Source organism: Mycobacterium yunnanensis, from assembly GCF_025823185.1.
Classification (GTDB): Bacteria; Actinomycetota; Actinomycetes; order Mycobacteriales; family Mycobacteriaceae; genus Mycobacterium; species Mycobacterium yunnanensis.
Genome location: NZ_JACKVK010000008.1, coordinates 119,892 through 138,415, shown reverse-complemented (window position 1 = coordinate 138,415; position 18,524 = coordinate 119,892). Strand labels below are relative to the sequence as shown.

The 18,524-nt window shown below is 68.0% G+C and carries 18 protein-coding genes; 11 read left to right on the top strand and 7 right to left on the bottom strand.

What is annotated here, in order from left to right; all coding sequences use genetic code 11:
• The first annotated feature begins 56 nt into the window (after positions 1-56).
• Positions 57-278, top strand: a complete 222-nt coding sequence (locus tag H7K45_RS10765; RefSeq protein WP_263995791.1) for a hypothetical protein — start codon at positions 57-59, stop codon at positions 276-278.
• 59 nt (positions 279-337) lie between these two features.
• Here H7K45_RS10765 and H7K45_RS10760 read toward each other — a convergent pair whose 3' ends face one another.
• Genes H7K45_RS10760 through H7K45_RS10750 form a run of 3 tightly spaced genes read right to left on the bottom strand, consistent with a single transcriptional unit; the run spans position 338 to position 3,437 of the window.
• The gene (locus tag H7K45_RS10760; protein WP_263995790.1) at positions 338-1,165 is read right to left on the bottom strand and encodes an alpha/beta hydrolase family protein; all 828 of its coding nucleotides are present in this window, start codon (positions 1,163-1,165) and stop codon (positions 338-340) included.
• Positions 1,162-2,529 (bottom strand): LLM class flavin-dependent oxidoreductase, encoded by a 1,368-nt coding sequence (locus H7K45_RS10755; RefSeq protein ID WP_263995789.1) that lies wholly within the window; start codon positions 2,527-2,529, stop codon positions 1,162-1,164. Before H7K45_RS10755 ends, H7K45_RS10760 begins: the two co-directional genes overlap by 4 nt.
• Positions 2,526-3,437: a MetQ/NlpA family ABC transporter substrate-binding protein gene (locus tag H7K45_RS10750; protein WP_263995788.1), complete on the bottom strand. Its 912-nt coding sequence runs from the start codon at positions 3,435-3,437 to the stop codon at positions 2,526-2,528. Before H7K45_RS10750 ends, H7K45_RS10755 begins: the two co-directional genes overlap by 4 nt.
• A 131-nt stretch (positions 3,438-3,568) precedes the next feature.
• Here H7K45_RS10750 and H7K45_RS10745 point away from each other — a divergent pair, with 131 nt between their 5' ends.
• Genes H7K45_RS10745 through H7K45_RS10700 form a run of 10 tightly spaced genes read left to right on the top strand, consistent with a single transcriptional unit; the run spans position 3,569 to position 12,979 of the window.
• Positions 3,569-4,585, top strand: a complete 1,017-nt coding sequence (locus tag H7K45_RS10745) for a methionine ABC transporter ATP-binding protein (protein WP_263995787.1) — start codon at positions 3,569-3,571, stop codon at positions 4,583-4,585.
• Complete coding sequence (locus tag H7K45_RS10740) at positions 4,582-5,289, top strand: methionine ABC transporter permease (RefSeq protein ID WP_263995786.1); 708 nt, start codon at positions 4,582-4,584, stop codon at positions 5,287-5,289. Before H7K45_RS10745 ends, H7K45_RS10740 begins: the two co-directional genes overlap by 4 nt.
• A gap of 15 nt (positions 5,290-5,304) precedes the next feature.
• On the top strand, positions 5,305-6,210 hold the full coding sequence (locus tag H7K45_RS10735; protein ID WP_263995785.1) for a MetQ/NlpA family ABC transporter substrate-binding protein: 906 nt from the start codon (positions 5,305-5,307) through the stop codon (positions 6,208-6,210).
• An 18-nt stretch (positions 6,211-6,228) separates the two neighbouring features.
• Positions 6,229-7,029, top strand: a complete 801-nt coding sequence (locus H7K45_RS10730; RefSeq protein ID WP_263995784.1) for a class II aldolase/adducin family protein — start codon at positions 6,229-6,231, stop codon at positions 7,027-7,029.
• Positions 7,030-7,078: 49 nt separating this feature from the next.
• The gene (locus H7K45_RS10725) at positions 7,079-7,618 is read left to right on the top strand and encodes a hypothetical protein (protein WP_263995783.1); all 540 of its coding nucleotides are present in this window, start codon (positions 7,079-7,081) and stop codon (positions 7,616-7,618) included.
• Positions 7,619-7,656: 38 nt separating this feature from the next.
• The gene (gene zwf, locus H7K45_RS10720; RefSeq protein WP_263995782.1) at positions 7,657-9,087 is read left to right on the top strand and encodes a glucose-6-phosphate dehydrogenase; all 1,431 of its coding nucleotides are present in this window, start codon (positions 7,657-7,659) and stop codon (positions 9,085-9,087) included.
• Positions 9,080-10,912: a glycoside hydrolase family 15 protein gene (locus tag H7K45_RS10715; protein ID WP_263995781.1), complete on the top strand. Its 1,833-nt coding sequence runs from the start codon at positions 9,080-9,082 to the stop codon at positions 10,910-10,912. The genes zwf and H7K45_RS10715 overlap by 8 nt, the downstream gene beginning before the upstream one ends.
• Positions 10,909-11,532, top strand: coding sequence for a TIGR03085 family metal-binding protein (locus tag H7K45_RS10710; RefSeq protein ID WP_263995780.1), 624 nt, complete (start codon positions 10,909-10,911; stop codon positions 11,530-11,532). Before H7K45_RS10715 ends, H7K45_RS10710 begins: the two co-directional genes overlap by 4 nt.
• A 31-nt stretch (positions 11,533-11,563) precedes the next feature.
• Positions 11,564-12,496: an LLM class F420-dependent oxidoreductase gene (locus H7K45_RS10705; RefSeq protein WP_263995779.1), complete on the top strand. Its 933-nt coding sequence runs from the start codon at positions 11,564-11,566 to the stop codon at positions 12,494-12,496.
• 39 nt (positions 12,497-12,535) lie between these two features.
• A complete protein-coding gene (locus H7K45_RS10700) occupies positions 12,536-12,979 on the top strand; it encodes a hypothetical protein (RefSeq protein ID WP_263995778.1) in 444 nt (147 codons plus the stop codon).
• A 74-nt stretch (positions 12,980-13,053) separates the two neighbouring features.
• Here the strand turns inward: H7K45_RS10700 and H7K45_RS10695 are convergent, their stop codons facing one another.
• The 4 genes from H7K45_RS10695 to H7K45_RS10680 all read right to left on the bottom strand — a co-directional run bounded on the left by H7K45_RS10695 (position 13,054) and on the right by H7K45_RS10680 (position 18,402).
• Positions 13,054-14,547, bottom strand: a complete 1,494-nt coding sequence (locus H7K45_RS10695) for a dynamin family protein (protein WP_263995777.1) — start codon at positions 14,545-14,547, stop codon at positions 13,054-13,056.
• A 35-nt stretch (positions 14,548-14,582) separates the two neighbouring features.
• Complete coding sequence (locus tag H7K45_RS10690) at positions 14,583-16,424, bottom strand: dynamin-like GTPase family protein (protein WP_263995776.1); 1,842 nt, start codon at positions 16,422-16,424, stop codon at positions 14,583-14,585.
• Between the two features lie 82 nt (positions 16,425-16,506).
• Positions 16,507-17,559 carry an IniB N-terminal domain-containing protein gene (locus H7K45_RS10685; protein ID WP_263995775.1) on the bottom strand — a complete coding sequence of 351 codons (1,053 nt, stop codon included), beginning with the start codon at positions 17,557-17,559 and terminating at the stop codon, positions 16,507-16,509.
• A 270-nt stretch (positions 17,560-17,829) separates the two neighbouring features.
• Positions 17,830-18,402 carry an Rv0340 family IniB-related protein gene (locus tag H7K45_RS10680; protein WP_263995774.1) on the bottom strand — a complete coding sequence of 191 codons (573 nt, stop codon included), beginning with the start codon at positions 18,400-18,402 and terminating at the stop codon, positions 17,830-17,832.
• Positions 18,403-18,524: the final 122 nt, after the last annotated feature.

The following is an 18,524-nucleotide window of genomic DNA, read 5'->3' as shown; positions in this document are numbered from 1 at the left end:
GGGCGCGACATAGTCATGTCAACGCCGAAAACGGCTCGACGACAAAGGAGTCAGACATGAACGTCATCGCCCGCAGCCTCATCACCGCCACCGTCATCGGAGGCGCCGCCCTCGGAGTCGCCGGAATCGCCAACGCGGCCCCGTCGACCCACACCGAGCCGCAGGGCCCCGGCTACTCTTACAGCCCCGGCACCTACGCCACCCCGGCCCCCACCGTCGGACCCGGCTGGTACGGCAACCACGGCCCCGCCTACATCGCCCACCTCAACGGCAAGTAGGCGCCCACGAACCCATCAGGCCCTCCCCAACCAATCCCCGGGGGAGGGCCTGATGTACGTCAACTGCGGGTCAGCACCCGCAGACCGTCGACGCAGAGATCCCAAGCCCGCGTGCCGACGGTGATCGGATCGAAGTGATCACCGTCGAACGTGTGCAGGGTGCTCGCGTCACCGGCCGCCGACGCCGCGGCGACGAAGCGCTCCGACTGGTTGATCGGCACCAGGGTGTCGGCGGTGCCGTGCACGCACACCGTCGGCACGCCAAGCGGCACCAGGGCCACCGGGGACGCCGTCGCGTACGCCTGGGGCGCGCTCGCTGGCGAGCCGCCGAGGAAGTCGTCGACGGCGCCGCCACCGAGCGCCTCCGCCGAGCCGCGCACCAGATCCAGCACACCGGCTTGCAGCATGGCGCCGGTGAGTACGACGGCGCCGCCGCGGCGCGCGGCCAGCCAGCCCGCCAGCTGGCCGCCTGCCGAATGCCCAAGGCCCACGACGCGCGTGAGATCCAAGCCGGTCGTCCGCTCGGCGAGGGCGTCGACCGCTGCCGCAACGTCCTGGCCGGTCTGAGGCCAGCCGCCGCCGTCGCCCACCCGGCGGTACTCGACGTTCAGCGCCGCGAGACCGCGGCCCACCAGATCAGCCGCCAACGGGCGGCCCAACTCGGCTCCGTAACTCGACCGCCAGTAGCCGCCGTGGACGACCACCACCACCGGCGCCGACGTCGAGCCGACTGGCCGCGAGAGTTCGGCGTACTGGCTGGGGTGCGGGCCGTAGTCGAAGCGCATCGGACCATCGTCGTCGCCGTGGGCGCGTGGCGCGCAGCCGGCCACCACCGCCGTCACGCCGCCCATCATGGCGATCGCGCGACGCCGACTCAAGGGTGTCATCCAGAGAGCAAAGCAGACTTCGCGAGATCTCCCCGCCGATCCGGCACGCGCGGCAGGCCAAGGTGCCCGCGCAGCGTCGTGTGGGTGTACTCGCGACGGAACAGGCCGCGGTCGCGCAGGATCGGAACGACGTGGTCGACGAACAGTTCCAAGCCGGACGGGAACACGTCGGGCATGAGGTTGAACCCGTCGACCGCACCCGCGACGAACCACTCCTCGATGGCGTCGGCGAGTCGTTCGGGCGAGCCGACGACCAGCCGGTGCCAGGTGATCACCCGGTCGAGGAGCTGACGGACGGTGAGGTGCTCGCGCCGGGCCAGGTTGACGACGATGTCGCGGGCTCCCTGCGATCCCCCCGCCGACTCGGCCCCGTCGAGGAGCCATGCCGGGAGCGGCTCGTCCCACTTCAGCTCGGAGACGTCGACGCTCAGTTGCCCGGCGAGGTGGGCCAGCCGCCCGTCACCGGAGAGCTCGTTGAGCTCGCGGTTGCGTCGCTGGGCCTCCTCCTCGGTGCTGCCGAGGACGAAGGACAGCCCGGGCATGATCCGGACGGCGTCACGGGGCCGGCCATGGGCCAGCGTGCGGGCCCTCAGGTCGTCGGCGTAGCGCACCGCGTCCGGTAGCGACGCCTGTGCGGCGAACACGCCGTCGGCGTAGCGCGCGGCGAGGTCGAGGCCACCCGCGGATCCGCCCGCCTGGAACAGCACCGGGTGGCCCTGCGGCGAGCGGGGCAGCGTCAGCGGCCCGTCCACGGCGAAGTACTCACCGCGATGGTCGATGGTGTTGACCGAGCCGATGCGACCGAACGCCCCGGTCGCCTTGTCGGCGAGCACCGCGTCGTCGTCCCACGAATCCCACAGTGCCCGAACGACGTCGACGAATTCGGCGGCTCGCCGGTATCGCTGGTGGCGCCCGGGCTGCCCGGCGGCCTCCCCGGCGCGACCGAAGTTGTTCCAGGCGTAGGGGTCGCTGCTGGTCACCACGTTCCACGCCACCCGGCCGCGACTGAGGTGGTCCAGCGAGGCGAACCGCCGGGCGACGTTGTAGGGCTCCTCGAACGACGTCGAGACCGTGCCGATGAGACCGAGACGCGTGGTCACCGAGGCCAGGGTGGACAGCAGCACGATGGGGTCCAGTGCCAGTGGCGGCGCACCCAGCGGTTCGTTCGGCTTCTGGAACAGCGACGGGCTGTCGGCCAGGAACAGCGCGTCGAGGGTGCCCCGTTCCGCGGTCTTGGCGAGGTCGATCCAGTAGGCCGGGTCGGTGAACCAGAGCGGGTCGGCGGCGGGGTGTCGCCACGCCGCCGGGTGCATGCCGTCGGAGAGGACGTTGACGCCGAGGTGAAGCTCGCGCGCCGGGCTCACCCCGGTTGCCCAGGCAGCGCGAGCTTCTTGACCTCGGGATCGTTGGCGATGAACGTCTGCACCCGTGGGTCCTTGAACGCCTTGATCAGGTTCTGCACGTTGGGAGCGTCGACGTAGTCGCTGCCGACGGTGAGCACCGAGGCGAACTCGTCGGGTGACTTCGGCGCGAAGATCAGCTTGTCCTCGGAAACGCCTGCAGCCAGGAATGATTCGGCATATCCGACGATTGCGTCGAGATCGGGCAGCGCCCTGGGCTGAGCTCCGAAGTCGAGCAGCGTGAACTTCAGATTCTTCGGGTTGGTCGCGATGTCCTTCTGCGTCAGGGCGGTGATGTCGGCGCCCGGTCGCAGCGTGATCAGTCCGGCCTGAGCCAAGTACCAGATGCCCTGCGCATTGTTGGCGGGGTCGGCCAGCAGTGAGACCGTCGCACCGTCGGGTATCTGCTCGGGCGTGCGGTACTTGTCGGACCAGATGCCGAACACCCAGTGGAAGAACGGACCGGTCGCGGCCTGCTCGTGGAAGCCCGGGTTGGCGTCGAGAACCTGCTGGAGCCAATGCCGGTGCTGGAAGATCGTGCCGGCGTATCGGCCGTCGCTGATCGCGCTGTTGATCTGAGTGCTGTCGCCCAACCCGACCGACGCGACCTTCACGCCGTAGTCCTTGGCGACGTTGTCGGCGATGTAGTCGACGATCCGCTTCTCGGCCGGGTTGGAGTCGAGATAGACCACCTGCAGCGTGGCCCCCGCCGTCTCGTTGGGCGATTTCGCGGCACCGGGCCGCAGGAAGATGAAATAGCCTGCCAGCGCCACGATCACGACGATCGCGGCCACCAGATAGGGCCATCGCCGTCGTCGCGACAGGGTGAACCCGTGTGCGTGCGTGTCAGACGCCGCTTCGTCGATGCTCATGGGCGCCAAGTGTGCGGGGAAGTCTCTCCACCGATAAGCCTTTCGCTCGTGCTGGCGTCAATGCGACGGCTGCTGCACTCGTGCTGATCGCAAAGGTGTTCCACCCCAGTCCGTTCTGGGAGCCTTCACCGGTGATCGAACTGACCAACCTGACCAAGGTCTACGGCCGCGGTGCCCAGCAGACGGTGGTACTCGACGGTGTGACCTTCCGCGTCGAAGGGGGCGAGATCCTCGCCGTGGTCGGTCCGAGTGGCGCGGGCAAGAGCACGCTCGCCCAGTGCATCAACCTTCTGACCCCGCCGACGTCCGGGTCGGTCGTCGTCAACGGCGAGGACCTGACGACCCTGTCGGCCGGCAAACTGCGGGTGGCCCGCCGACGCATCGGCACCGTGTTCCAGGCCGCAGGCCTACTCGAACGACGCACCGCCGCAGAGAATGTCGCGCTTCCCCTGCAGTACCTCGGCGTGACCGCGGCGGAGACGTCGCGCCGCGTCGCCGAACTGCTCGACCGGGTCGGCCTCGCCGACCGCGCCGGGCACTACCCGTTCCAGCTGTCCGGGGGGCAGCGGCAGCGGGTCGGCATCGCACGAGCGTTGGCCCTGCGACCGTCGGTGCTGTTGTCCGACGAAGCCACCGCCGGACTCGACCCCGTCACCACCGATTCCGTCGTGCAGTTGCTCCGTGAACTACGCGACGACCTGAACCTCTCGATCGTGTTCATCACCCACGAGATGGACACCGTGCTCAAGATCGCCGACTCGGTCGCGCGACTGGATCACGGAAGTATCGTCGAGTCCGGTCCCATCGTCGACCTGCTGACCAATCCGAGCTCGTCGCTGGGCGCAGAACTGCGGCCGCAGCGGTCCGACGCTCGAGCACCTGCCGGACAACGGGTCTGGAACGTCGTCTACGACGCCCCCGACGTACCCGCCGACTGGATCGCCAAGGCCTCGAACGACTTGGACACCCCACTGTCCGTCCTTGGCGCTTCCGTGCAGGTGGTCGGCGGCGTCAACGTGGGCGGGGTGACACTGGGCGTGAGCGCCGCACTCGGCGACGACGTCCGCGACGTACTCGCCCGCTACGGGCTGGCCGCCGAACTCGCCGAGCACCCGGCACGGAGCAGGGCGCTGGAGGGTGTCGCATGACCGAGACGCTGCTCGCGAACAGCAAGGTGCCCGTGGGCGAACTGCCCGCACTGCTGTTCCCCGCCCTGGTCGACACGCTCATCATGGTCGGGATCGTGATGGCCATCGTGGTGCTGGTCGGCGTGCCGCTGGGTGCCGTCGTCCACAACCTGGCCCCGGGCGGATTGTTCGAGAACCCCGGGTTGCACACGGTGTTGAGCTGGATCATCAGCGTGGGCCGATCACTTCCCTTCCTGATCCTGATGGCGTCGATCATGCCGTTCACCCGCTTCATCACCGGAACCAACATCGGCATCGCGGCTGCCGTGGTGCCAATGTCCTTGGCCGGCATCGCATTCTTCACCCGGATAGTCGAGAACTCCCTGCGATCGGTGCCGCCGTCGGCGGTCCAGGTGGCCCGTGCTTCGGGTGGGTCGTCGCTGCAGATCATCCGCACCGTGCAACTCAACGAGGCCGTTCCGTCCATCATCGGTGGCCTGACCATCAACGTCATCGCGATGATCGAGTACTCGGCCATCGCGGGCACCATCGGCGCTGGCGGAATCGGTTACGTCGCAGTCACCTACGGCTATCAACGCTTCGACCAGGGCGTCATGCTCGCCACCATCGTCATCCTCGTCATCACCGTCGCGGTCATTCAGCTGATCGGCGACGCGCTCGTCCGGTTCACCACCCCTCATCGTCGGCTCGCGCACGCCGTCTAGCCCGAAAGGCCAACAATGACGACCACACCCACGGCTCCGCCGGAGTCCGATGACCACGGCTTCGAGCTGCGCCGACGACCCAAGTGGCTGTGGCCTGCGGTCGGACTCGTCGTAGTCGTCGTCGCGGCCGTCGCAGTGAAGTTCTTCGTCTTCGGAGAGACCAAGTCCGCCAACGAGATCGCCGGTGCCACCCTCGTCGTCGCCACCAATGAGGGCAATGCCGCCGAGCAGTCGCTGATCGAGTTCATCGCCTCCGACGTCGCACCCCGGCACGGCATCAAGGTGGCCTTCAGAGGCCTGGCCGACAGCAACACCATCAACCGGGCCGTCAGCGACGGCGAAGTGGCCGGGACGATCTATCAGCACAAGCTGTGGCTGAGCCAGGTGCTCGAAGCCAACCCGGACTTCCGCGAGACCGCCGCGACACCGGTCTTCCGGTGGGGTTTCGGCATCTGGTCGGACAAGTACACCGATCCGTCGCAGCTTCCCAACGGCGCCAACGTGTCCCTCTACTCGGACCCGGCAAACGAGGCGCAGGGTCTGTGGCTATTGGAGCGGGCGGGCCTCATCACGCTGAATCCGTCGGTGAACAAGTTCGAGGCCACGCAGAAGGACATCGTCGCCAACCCGAAGAACCTGAAGTTCACGCTTCTCGACTTCGCCGCGCAGTCGCGGTCCCTCCCCGACCTCGACGCCGCCGTCGGCTACACCGAGTACTACCTCGCCGCCAAGGTGCCGCTGACCCAGCAGATCTTCGCCCCGCCCGCGCCGGACGAGTTCGCCGGCCAGTTGACCATCGGCAGCAAGTGGGCCGACACCGACAACGTCAAGAAGCTGGTCGAGACGTTCCAGGACCCGGCCGTGCAGCAGTACCTGGCCACCAACCCGGACGTGAAGAACATCCTGTTGCCACTGAAGTAGCAGACGTACGATCGGGGCATGTCCGACACCGGAATCGACGACGCCACCAAGCTCGCGGGCGGGAACGTGGCAGCGCTGCTGCCCCGCACCGATCGCACGGTCGAAGAAGAGCGCCTGCACCGCAAGCAAAACCTGGCAGCGGCGTTCAGGCTGTTCAGCCGGTTCGGCTTCGACGAGGGCGTCGCGGGCCACATCACGGCGCGCGACCCCGAGTTCACCGACCACTTCTGGGTGAATCCGTTCGGAATGCACTTCGGCCACATCCGCGTCAGCGACCTGCTGCTGGTGCGGCACGACGGCGAGATCGTGCACGGCGACCGGCCCGTCAACCAGGCGGCGTTCGCGATCCACTCACAGGTGCACGCCGCCCGCCCGGACGTGATCGGGGCGGCGCATTCCCATTCGGTGTACGGCAAGTCGTGGTCGACGCTGGGCAGGCTGCTCGATCCGATCACCCAGGACGCCTGTGCGTTCTACGACGACCACGCATTGTTCGACCAGTACTCGGGCGTCGTCCTCGATCTCGAGGAGGGCAAGCGCATCGCGCACGCCCTCGGCGACCGCAAGGCGGCCATCCTGCGCAACCACGGGTTGCTGACGGTCGGGCAGTCGGTGGAGGAGGCCGCGTGGTGGTTCATCACCATGGAGCGGTCCTGCCAGGCCCAGCTGCTCGCCGAGGCCGCGGGCACACCGGTGCTGATCGACGACGAGATGGCCACCCTCACCCGCGGGCAGGTGGGCAGTCACTTCGCCGGGTGGTTCAGCTTCCAGCCGCTGTTCGCCAAGATCACCCGGGAACAACCCGATCTGTTCGAGTGAGCGAGTCACTACCGCCACTTTCGCCCCACCGTGCGTAGCCTGGACGTCGATGAAGGCTCCGGTGATGGTCGTGACTGCGCTCGCTATGGGGGCTCTGCTCGCGGGCTGTCAGTCCACGGTCCCCGGTAGCCCGGAAGCCAGCTCTCAGAACCCCACCGAGCCGACGTTCCCCACCTCACGCCCGACGCGGTCGAGTCCCACCCCGACGACCACCACGACGTCCACGCCGACCGTCGCGGCGCCCGCTCCGGCCGAAGCGCTCGAGCCGCAGAACGGCTACGTCTTCATCACCACCAAGTCGGGCCAGACCCGTTGCCAGATCAGCACCGCGGAGGTGGACTGCGAGGCCCCCTTCACCAACTCGCCGCCGGTCGACGGCACCCCGGCCAACGGCGTCCGCGTCACCTCCGACGGGAAGCTGACGTGGGTGCTCGGCAACCTCGGCGACATCCCCGTCGTCCCCATCGACTACCGCACGTACAGCGCGCAGGGATGGACCATCGTCGCCGCAGAGGACGGCACCCGGTTCACCAACGACTCCACCACCCACGGGATGTTCGTGGCGATCGGCGGGGTCGACGCCTTCTAGACGTTTAGTCGGGACGCGTTTGGGGGAAGACGCCGACGGTGAATGCCCCCAGCGACCAAGAGCGTCCCGGACCGCACGTCTTCGTCATCTTCGGCGCCACCGGGGACTTGGCCAAGCGCAAGTTGTTCCCCGGCCTGTATCGCCTCGCCGCGGCGGGGCGGCTGCCCGAGGAGTACGCGATCATCGGGTCGGGACGACACTCCCCCGGCACCGACGACGAATTTCGCGACAAGATCCGCAGCGGACTGGAGGAATCAGTCGACGACGTCGACTCCAAGGTCCTCGACGACCTGTTGCGCCGCTTGAGCTTTCAGACCTCTGACCCCGCCGACGACGACGGCGGCAAGGATCTCGCCGCGGCCGTCCGCACGGCGCACGACGGGCTGGGCGAGGACTCCAAGACGCTGATCTACCTGTCCGTGCCGCCCACGGCGATGGAGTCGATGATCGACATGCTCGGTCGCGAACACCTCACCGACGGCGCCCGCGTGGTCGTCGAGAAGCCGTTCGGCACCGATCTGGAGTCGTCCCGGGAACTGGACGCCGCCTTGAAGAAGGTCATCGACGAGGACCAGGTGTACCGGATCGACCACTTCCTGGGAAAGGAAGCGGTGCAGAACATCTTGGCGTTGCGGTTCGCCAACGGCCTGATCGAGCCCGCCTGGAATCGCGACCACCTCGTCTCGGTGCAGATCGACGTGCCGGAGACCCTGACGGCCGAGGGCCGCGGCGCCTTCTACGAGTCGACGGGCTGCTTTCGCGACATGATCTCCACGCACCTGTGCCAGGTGCTCGGCTTCATCGCCATGGAAGCCCCGGTTCATCTCGACCCGACCGCCCTTCGCAACGAGAAGGCGAAGGTCTTCGCCGCGATGAAGCCCCTCGATCCCAACCGTGTCGTCTTCGGGCAGTACGAGGGCTACCGGGACGAAGAGGGCGTCGCCAAGGATTCGACGGTGGAGACGTTCGTGGCGCTGGAGGCCTTCGTCGACACCGAACGCTGGCAGGACGTGCGGTTCCTGCTGCGGACGGGCAAGGCGCTCGGGGCCACCCGGCGCACCGTCACGTTGACCTTCCGGACCCCACCCATGGGGCGCTTCGGCGACAGCGAGTACGGCCCCAACCAGCTCGTGCTGGAACTGAGCGACTCACCGGAGTTCGGCGTGAGCCTGATGGCCAAACGGCCGGGCCCGCGAATGGACTTGGTGCCGTTGACGTTCCACCTCGACATCGCCGAGGAAGACCCCGACGACAAGCCATTGGAGGCCTACGAGCGGCTCCTGCTCGACGTGATGCGTGGCGACCAGACGTTGTTCACCAGGGCCGACGAAGTGGACCGGCTGTGGCAGATCTGCCAACCGGTTCTCGACAACCCGCCGCCGACGCTGCCGTACGCTCGCGGGTCGTGGGGCCCGGAGAAGGCAATCGAGCTGGCAGGCCCGGAAGGGTGGCACCTGCCCGATGCCTGACGACTGGCCCGCGATCGCGGACCACGGACTGATCGGCGACCTGCGCACGTGCGCTCTGGTGGCCACCAACGGCACCGTCGACTGGTTTTGCGCACCCCGCTTCGACTCGCCGAGTGTCTTCGGCGCGATCCTGGACCCCGAGCAAGGCGGCAGCTGGACCTTGTCGCCAATCGGCGAGGTGTCGCGCACCCAGCAGTTCTACTTTCCCGACACCGCCGTCCTGATCACTCGTTTCCTGACCCCCGACGGCGTCGCCGAAGTACACGACTTCATGCCGGTGCTGGGAGCACTCGACCCGGAACACCGCCAGCGCTTGGTTCGCCGCGTCAGCGGGGTCCGGGGCACAATCACCATGCGGATGTGCGTCGACGCGCGGCCCGACTACGGCCGGGAACGCTGCGTCGCTCAGGAAACCGGCGACGGCATCCTCATCACCGGCGACGGCATCCGCCTTGGCCTCGTCGCCTCCACCAAGCTCTCCATCGAAGAGGGTGACGACAACACCCGCGTCAGTGCGAAAGTCGAACTGTCCCAAGGTGACAGTGCGTTGTTCGTCCTGGAGATCCTCGACGGGGACGATGTGCCGTCGAGCAACTCCGTCGACCTGACCGACCAACTACTCGACGCGACGACGTCGTTTTGGCGGGCGTGGCTTCGCCAATCGCGCTACGTGGGACGCTGGCGGGAAATGGTGCACCGTTCGGCCATCACCCTCAAGCTGCTCACCCACGAACCGACCGGCGCCGTCATCGCCGCGCCGACCACCAGCATCCCGGAATTCATTGGCGGAAGCCGTAACTGGGACTACCGCTACGTCTGGGTCCGCGATGCGGGTTTCAGCCTGTACGCGCTGCTGCGGCTCGGCTTCACCGACGAGGCCAGTGCGTTCATCGGCTGGCTCTCCGAACGGCTCGGCGACGAACGCGAGCAGAACGACGGCATCGGACCGCTGCGCGTGCTCTACGACATCGACGGCAACCGTCCCGTCGAGGAAACCGAGCTCGACCATCTGCGCGGCTACCGCGACTCCAAGCCGGTCCGCATCGGCAACGCCGCGGTCGACCAGTTGCAGCTCGACATCTACGGCGAACTGATCGACTCGGTGTACCTGTTCAACAAATACGGCGCCGGCATCAGCAGTGACGCCTGGGCCGACGTCGTCAAGGTCATCGACTGGGTGATGGAGAACTGGGACCGGGAGGACGCGAGCATGTGGGAGGTGCGCGGCGACCACCGCGCGTACACCACGTCGCGACTGTTCTGCTGGGTCGCCCTCGAGCGCACGATCCGCATCGCGCGCCAGCGGGGGCTGCCCGGCAACATCGTCGCGTGGTCGAAGACGCGTGACGACGTCTACGACCGCATCATGTCCCGTTCCTGGAACGACGACCTGAAGGCGTTCACCCAGACCGAGGGCGGTACCGAACTCGACGCAGGCGTACTGCTGATGCCGATGGTCAAGTTCCTCTCCCCCGCCGACCCCAAGTTCCTGTCCACGCTCGAGGCCGTCGAGAAGGGCTTGGTCACCGACACCCTGGTGTTCCGCTACTCCCCGGAGACCGACGGGCTCGACGGCGCCGAGGGCACGTTCTCCCTATGCTCGTTCTGGTACGTCGAGGCACTCACCCGCGCGGGCCGCCTCGAGGACGCCCAACTGGCCCTGGAGAAGATGTTCACCTACGCCAACCACGTCGGTCTGTACGCCGAGCAGGTCAGCGCGACCGGCGACCAGGTCGGCAACTTTCCCCAAGCCTTCACCCACTTCGCCCTCATCAGCGCGGCGATCAACCTCGATCGCGCACTCGGCACAGGAGAGACGTCATGACGGTTGCACAGCGGGAGCGCGCGGCGCTCGTCACCACCATGCGCGGCGTTGGTCCCGAGCAGCCCACGCTCTGTGGAGACTGGACCACCCGAGACTTGGCCGCCCACTTGGTGATTCGGGAGCGTCGGCTCGACGCCGCGCCCGGCATCATGGTGCCCAAGTTCGCCGGATACACCCAACGGGTGCAAGATCAGGTGGCCGCCGAGAACGACTGGAACGTCCTGCTCGACCAGATCGCCTCGGGCCCACCGCTGTTGTCGCCGTTCAAGGTGCTCGACCCGTTCGTCAACGTCGCGGAGATGTTCATCCATCACGAAGACGTGCGCCGCGCGAAAGACGGTTGGGAGCCACGGCTTCTGGACGCGGAGACCGCCGCGTCGGTCGCCAAGCAGGTCGGTCTGATGTCGCGCATGACGATGCGCAAGACGCCGGCGCGCGTGTCGCTGAACACCCCCGACGGCAAGAATTTGGCCACCGTCGGCTCGGGCGCTGCCGTCACCGTCACCGGTGATCCCGGCGAGCTGCTGATGTTCATCTCCGGTCGCGACCAGGCCCTGGTCACCTTCACCGGTGACGACGCCGCGGTGAGCGCGGTGCGGGACGGCGAGCGCGGACTGTAGGCACCCAGGTTCACGGGATAGGCTCGAACGCATGGACTTCCGCGTATTCGTCGAACCGCAGCAGGGTGCCACCTACGCCGACCAGTTGGCCGTGGCCAAGACCGCCGAGGCGGCGGGCTACTCGGCCTTCTTCCGGTCTGATCACTACCTGGCGATGTCGGGCGACGGCCTGCCGGGTCCCACCGATTCCTGGGTCACCCTCGGCGGCATCGCGCGCGAGACGTCGACGATCCGGCTCGGCACCATGGTCACTTCCGCCACGTTCCGGCACCCCGGCGTACTGGCCATCTCCGTGTCCCAGGTCGACGAGATGAGCGGTGGCCGAGTGGACCTCGGCCTCGGTGCGGGCTGGTTCGAGGCCGAGCACGACGCGTACGCGATCCCGTTTCCACCGCTCGGCGAGCGGTTCGACCGCCTCACCGAGCAGCTCGACATCATCACCGGCATGTGGCGCACGCCGGTTGGCGAGACGTTCGACTACAGCGGCACGCACTACACGGTCAAGGAGTCGCCGGCTCTGCCTAAGCCCGCACAGTCGCCGTATCCACCGATCGTCATCGGCGGCGGCGGGCCCAAGCGCACGCCGGCGTTGACCGCGAAGTACGCCGCCGAGTTCAACATTCCCTTCGCCGACCTCGACACCCTGACGACGCAGTACGGTCGGGTCGCCGCGGCGGTCGCCGATGCGGGTCGCGAGGCGAACTCGCTGACGTATTCGGCGGCGTTCGTGGTCTGCGCCGGGCGCGACGACGCCCAGGTGGCGGCGCGCGCCGCGGCCATCGGTCGCGACGTCGACGAGCTGCGGGCCAATTCACCACTGGTGGGCACCCCCGGTGAGATCGCCGACAAGCTGGATCCGTTCGCCGAGGCCGGTGTGCAGCGGGTGTACCTCCAGGTGCTCGACCAGTCCGACCTCGACCACGTGGAGTTCTTCGCCTCCGAGGTCATCCCGCAATTGGGCTGACCCCGGCCGAGGGGCATGTCCGCGGTTACCATCGAGCCCGTGAACGACGCCGACCACGACGAGGACGAGCCGGCGTGGCACGAACGGACGTCGACGGTCGTCGGGGCCAGCATCGGTGCGATCGCGGTCATCGGGGTGCTCTGGTTGCTCATCTCGTACATGGTCGGCGGCTCCGACGATCCGGGGAGCGGGCCGCAGTACTACCCGGATCCCAGCTTCTCCGAGCGTAGTTCGGCGTCGACCACGGATTCGCCGGGCGGGACCACCAGCACCGAGACGATCACCAGCACCAGCCCACCGGTGACCACGGACATCGATCCCGGCAACACGACGACGAGTAGCACCGACACGACCTCGTCGACGCCCACCACCACGTCGTTCGACCCGTCGAACCTGCCACGGACGCGGGCGTCGTCGACCTACAGCGACGGGCGTCAGAGGCCGCGGCTCAACGAGACTCGCACGCTGTACCCGCGGCCGTGACCTCGTCGAGCAGACGCTTGTCGTACACGTCGGCCGAGTAACCCCGCAAACAAGCGGGCAGTCAGCGCAGAATCTCAGCGACCCTGAGCGTGGAAGTCGGCCACCATCGCCTCGGCGCTGCGGACCGCGGCCCGGCACGCCCTGGTGGTGAACGGGTCGTTGAGGGGGTGGTCGGCTCGGCGTCGCCAGCGCTGAGCGGCGGAGAACGCCGCCCGCGGGCCGTCATACGGCGCGTCGGGTTGAAGCCCTAGGCGGCTGGCGGCGTCGGTGCCGGAGCCGCCGATGATGCGGCGCAGCGACGCCATCTCGTCGTCGTTCAAGGTCGTCGGGCGCGAGCGCAACTGGCTCAGCAGGCGCAGCTCCTCGAACGCGTGGGTGTCGGCGAGCAGCGGCTCGACGTCGGCGAGGATGAACGGTGTCGCGTAGATCGGGTTGTCCTCGACCACCCGGCGCAACGACAGCAGGGCGGTATGCGCCTTCAGCAGGTCCGACCGCTGGGCGAACTGCTGGTCGATCACGTCGCGCAGGGCTATCAGCCCGCTGCGTTCGAGCAGTTCGTCGGCCAGGGCGACCGAGTCGGAGATGCCTGCCCGCAGCACCGCGATGGAGATGCGGATGCCGAACATGCCGAAGCGCTCCAGCAGGGACGCCCGGGTGGCGGCGTCCACCGGCAGCTGGGCGTCTTCCCGCACGAAGCGGTCGACCGACAACATCGCCTTGGCCAGCTCGCCGGCCTCGACCGCGGCGAGCTTCTCCAGCGCCACGAATTCGCTCTGCCGCAGCGTCCGCGCCGTCAACGCCAGCAGACCCGACACCGGCACCACGGCCTGGCAGATGCCCGTCTGGTCCATCTCGGCGGTGAAACGGGTGGCGACGTCCTTGGCCGAGAGCATCGCGTCGATCCGTCCGGCGCCGATCTCGTCGGCCCGCGACGCCACGCCGATCACGCCGAGCGCACCGGCGGACCCGCCGACGAGCGTGCCGATCTGCTTGAGCAGTCCGATGTCGGTCGCGTTGAGCGTCCGCAGCAGGAAGACGACCGCGTCCACCCGTGGCACCCCGTCCTCGGGTACCAGCAGGCGCAGCGTGCGCTCGGAGACGTCGCGTGACAACGACGACGTGCCGGGGGTGTCGATGATCGTGGTGTCGACCAGTTCGGCGGCCGGCCATTCCACGTCGAGGTCGACGACGTCGTCGGGGTCCAGGCTGGCGAAGTCGAAGGTCAGCCCGCGGTCACCGGGGTCGCGGGCGATCGGGACGTTGGAGCGCCGGCCGCCGCGGTGGTTGGCCGTCACCTTCGGGGTCGCGCCGTTGCGGAACCACGTCACGATGCGGGTGGCCTCGGTGGCGTCGGTCGGCGCGATGTCCTCCCCGACCAGCGCGTTGACCAGCGTCGACTTACCGGCCTTCAGGGTGCCGGCGAGCGCCACCCGGATGGGCTGGTTGAGCCGGCGGCCGATCCAGTCCAACTCGTCGAGCACGTCGCGGCGCTCCCGGTAGGCCGGGTCGTTGCGGTAGGCCTGGATGGTGCCGCCAAGGATCGCGCGTACTCGATCGCTCGTGCTCATGTCGGTTGCCCAGCTTAGTGACCGTCCCTGGGGACTTACGTGGCGACTGGCTCCGGTCGCGGCGAGAGGTTGACGGCGTGTTCGGTGACCTGTCGCAGGATGTTGAGTCGGCGCTCCAATTCGCGCACCCGCGTGTCGCGTTCGTCCATCTCCAACTTCGCCGCGGTGAGCGAGGCTTGCAGCGACTCGTTCAGGGAGCGGGTGGTCTGGTTGGCGATGTCGCGGTAGTGGTCGCGCAGCTGGCGCTGCACGCCCTTGAGCCGGTCGCGAGATTCCTTGCTGACGACGAAGGAGACGTCGTCGACGAAGCGGCGGACGTTGGTCTTGGCCTCGTTGCGCACCCGGAGCATGCGGTTCTCCATGTCCTCCTTGTACGCCTTGCGGCCCAGCAGCAGCCCCGCCCCCAGCGAGAGCGGGTTGAACATGCCAAGGCCGGCGAACGAGGTGAGCATGCCGAACATCAGGACACCGCCGTAGGAGCCGCGCATACCGGTGACGACCTTGTGGCCCTTGCCAATTGGCTTGGCCTCCAGGCGGCTCAGCGACTTCATCTCACCGAAGCCGGCACCCATGTCGCGGGCGTTGATCTGCGGCATCTTCACCGCGTCGAGCCCGGCCTCGGAGAAGGTGCGCCCCACCTCCTGGGCCAGCGCCTCGGCCCGCTGATACGCCCACACGAAGTTGTCGCCGACGGCGGTGGCGATGGCGTTCTCCAGTTCGGCGCCGATCTCGGCCCAGTGGTGGGTGGGATCGGTGGTGTCGATCTGCTGCTCGGTGTGCTGGGTGATGGCCCGGAACCGGGCCCGCAGATCGTGGTCCACGTCGGAGGTCAGGTCGTTGATGCCGTCGTTGAGCACCTGTTGCCACAACGCGGTGTGCTGCAACGCGTCCTGCGCCTCTTGCTTGCGCCGTTCCAGGTCGGCGTTCAGCGCGTCGCGGGCCTCGGGGTCGTTGATGGACGCCAGCTCTGTCTCGACGGTCATGGTCAGGTGTTCGGCGGCCGACCTGACCTCGGCGAGCACCTGGTCGCGAATTCGGTCGTCCTCGCGGCTGAGCACCCTCTCGCTGAGGAACTTCACGATGGCCGGGAAGTTGGACTCCTCGTTGAGTTCCTTGTCGTTCATGGCGATGGCGTGCGATCGCAGGACCGAGGAGACCGGAGTCACGGGGGCCGTCACACCGGCGCGTCGCAGGTGCTCGACGTTGGCGGCGACGATCTCACGCCAGTGCGGGTAGAGGTCGGTCTTGGTGGCGAGAATCGTTGCCACCGGGCAGATCTCGATGGCCTGGCGGATGAAGGTCATCTCCGGTTCGGTGAATTCCTGGCTGGTGTCGCTCACCATGAGGACGGCATCGGCATCGGGGAGCAGTCCCAGCGTCGCCGAGAGGTGCGGCTGACCGTGGCCGCCCACGCCCGGGGTGTCCACGAACGCCAGCCCGTTCTTCAGCAGCGGGCTGGGCGCGGAGACCTCGACACGCAACACGTCGCGGCCACCGGCCTGCGGCGCGCGCCTCAGGTCGTTGCGGACGTCGGCCATCGGGATCTCGACGACCTCCGGCTCGGCACCCTCGCCGCGCGCCACCACGAGCCGGGCCGACGCCTGCTCGCCGTAGGTGACCACGGTCGCCAGGGTGGTGGTCTCGTCGTCGCCGACGCGCGCGACGGGCACGTTGAGCAGCGAGTTCAGCAACTGGCTCTTGCCCTGCTTGAGCTGACCCGCGATCACCACACGGACCTGCGGATCGCTGATGCGTTCCTTGGCTCTGGCGAGGCGCTCGACGAGATCGCCCCGCTCATAGGCCTCGGCGATCCTGGTGCTGTGGTCGATCAGCTCGACGATCACCTTGACCTTGCGGGGGTCGTTCGGTTGCGTCACGGGGTCTCCTGTTCCGCGGTCCACGGTAGGCGTGCGACTGGCGGGGACCCCTGAAGGAGTCCCCGCCAGTCTTGGTGGTGGATCAGAAGCCGATGTGTCCGTCGTTGTGCGACGCCACGTCGTTGTGCGACGCGAGATCGGTGTCGTTGTTCGAGGCCACGTTGCTGGTGAAGCTGTGGTCGTCGACGTGGGTGTTGACCGAGTCGTCGGTGTGGGTCTCGGTCTGCGTGGACACGTGGGTGTTCACCGAGTTGTCGGTGTGGTTGCCACTGCCCAGGTCGCCACCCGCGGTGGTCTGGTTGCCGCCGACGGTCGTGTTGGCCGAGTGCGACGAGGTGTCGTTGACGATGATCGACCCGCCGCTGCCGCCGTTGCCCGCGTTGGCCTCGTTGCCGCCGTTGCCGATGCCGACCCCGAGCAGACCGCCACCGCTGGAGCCGCCGCTGGCGCCCGCGCTGCCGCCGTGACCGCCGGACATGTCGTTGTCCTTGATGACGGTGCCTTCGTTGCCGGTGATGATGTCGCCGCCGGAGTGCTGCGAGGTGTCGGTCACCTTGGTCTCGTTGCCCTCGCCGAAGATGATCGGCGAGTGGCTGCCGCCGCCCACGTAGCCGGTGTTGGCGCTGTTGCCCTCGCCGACGACGTTGCCGTCACCGTTGACGCTGGTGGTGTCGATGTGTCCGGCCGAGCCGGTGTTGACGACGCCGCCGTTGGTGGCGCTGTTGCTGGTCTTGTCACCCAGGGTGATGTCGCCGAAGCCGAGGTTGAACGCACCCTGCTGGGCGTTGGAGCCGGCGTGCTGATCGGGGCTGAGCAGCGAGGTGTCGTTGTTGCTGGCGAACTGGGTGTCGTTGTGGCTGGCGAAGTCCGTCTGGGGCGCGAAGGCCGTCTGCGGGGAGAACGCCGCGGGGATGTTGTGGTAGCTCGCGACCGCGCTCTGCAGGCCGTAGACCGGGTCCCCGCCACCGAGCAGCACGCCGGCGGGCGCGGCCGAGGCGGCGACGGCGGCGAACTGCTGGGCCGTGACGTTCTGCAGGCCGACGGAGCGCAGCGCGCCCTCGGGGTCGGCGACGTAGTTGGCGGCCACTGCCGGGCTGCGGAACAGGTCGAGGATGTAGTCGAGGAGGTTCGTCATGGGAGTGCCTTCCAGTTGTCGGTGTCTAGGTCGGGTCGCCGTGCCTCCGGCGATCTGTTCACTACGTTATGGGCCGCCGGCAACCCCGGGAACGGGGACGCCGCCCCTCGCTCCCCCGGAGCGTTACGGGGACCCCTACGGGCATCCGTTAGGGGATTAGGGGGCGCCCCGGGGGACGGCGTCGCGGGTCGCTGACCTGGGCTGACGACCCCCAAACGACGACAGCGCGGCCATTGCTGGCCGCGCTGTCTCAGTTGGGTGTCGGGTGGATCAGGTGAAGATGTCGAATCCCGGATCGTGCGGGTGGTCCAGCTGGTCGCCAACCACGTCGGAGAGATGCTGGCCGGCGTCCTGGCCGAGGTCCGAGGCGTCCACCGAGTCGTGCACGGCCGCGAGATGCAGGTCGTCGACGGTGGGCGCGCCGACCGTGGGAATGCTCAGATCGTCGAGGCCGGACCCGAAGTCGTGGTCGACGATGGTTGGTGTCGAGTCCTCCGGCAGCTGGATGACGTTGGCCACCGCGGGCACGTGATCTGCGACGACGTCAGCGCCCTGGATCGGAAGGTGGTCGTCGAAGGCATCGAAGGCCGCGGTGGCGGCGCCGCTGGCCCACACGTTGTGCGCGGAGTCCAGGAGCGTGTCGGCTCCGGCCGGGACACCGGTCGAGGGCACCGCAGTCGACATCGACTCGGCAACCACGGGGATCAGGTTGGCGACGTCGACGTGGGTCACGTCGGTCAGATTGGCGTCGGCGATGCTCTGGGCGGGGTTGGCCGCATATTGGGCGGCGGCATCGGGATCGCGTACCAGCGACATCACGAAGTCGAGAAGTGAATTCGCCACGGCCCACCTCCTCTTTCTGCTCATGTCGATGAAGCACCGGCACGAGACCTGCCCATGGGGTGGCCGCATCGGTTCGACTTGAATGCTATCCACGGTTCGGCCCGCGGGAATCGGTGCTGACG